Source organism: Bacillus sp. LR--39 (genome assembly GCF_053613335.1).
This window is the reverse complement of the sequence record NZ_JBSIOT010000962.1, coordinates 1-679: the sequence shown is the minus strand read 5'-3', so window position 1 is coordinate 679 and position 679 is coordinate 1. Positions and strand designations below refer to the sequence as shown.

The following is a 679-nucleotide window of genomic DNA, read 5'->3' as shown; positions in this document are numbered from 1 at the left end:
AGGGGGAGGAAGCACAGCATGGCTCGTAAAGAATGGAAGGTTCTGCTCATTGAAGACGATCCGATGGTTCAAGAGGTCAATAAGGATTTCATTACAACTGTTAAAGGCGTTACTGTCTGTGCAACGGCAGGAAACGGAGAGGAAGGCATGAAGCTGATTAAAGAAGAACAGCCGGATCTCGTCATTCTCGATGTGTACATGCCGAAAAAAGACGGCATCAAGACCTTGCAGGAGATCAGAAAGCAAAAGCTTGAAGTGGATGTCATTGTCGTCTCCGCTGCAAAAGACAAGGAAACGATCTCACTCATGCTGCAAAACGGAGCGATTGACTATATCTTAAAGCCGTTTAAGCTTGAGCGAATGAGACAGGCGCTCGAAAAGTACAAGCAATATAAACAAAAAATCGAAGCGAATGATACGCTGTCCCAGGAACAGCTCGATGCGATCCTGAATATTCCGCAGCAGGCCGTACAGGATCTGCCGAAAGGGTTGAATCACTTCACGATGAATGAAGTCACTGCTTTTTTGAAACAGCAAACCGCATCCCTTTCTGCTGAAGAGGTCGCCAAGGCTCTCGGCATCGCCAGAGTGACAGCCAGACGATATCTTGATTACTTAGAAAAAACCGGGATCATCAAATTGGACGTTCAATACGGCGGAGTCGGCCGGCCGGTCAACC

At 47.6% G+C, this 679-nt stretch carries 1 protein-coding gene; it reads left to right on the top strand.

The features are described 5' to 3' along the window. Positions 1-18 precede the first annotated feature (18 nt). Positions 19-679: two-component system response regulator DctR (dctR, locus tag ACWHAR_RS27775; RefSeq protein ID WP_452088528.1), on the top strand; the 661-nt coding region annotated here is incomplete at its 3' end.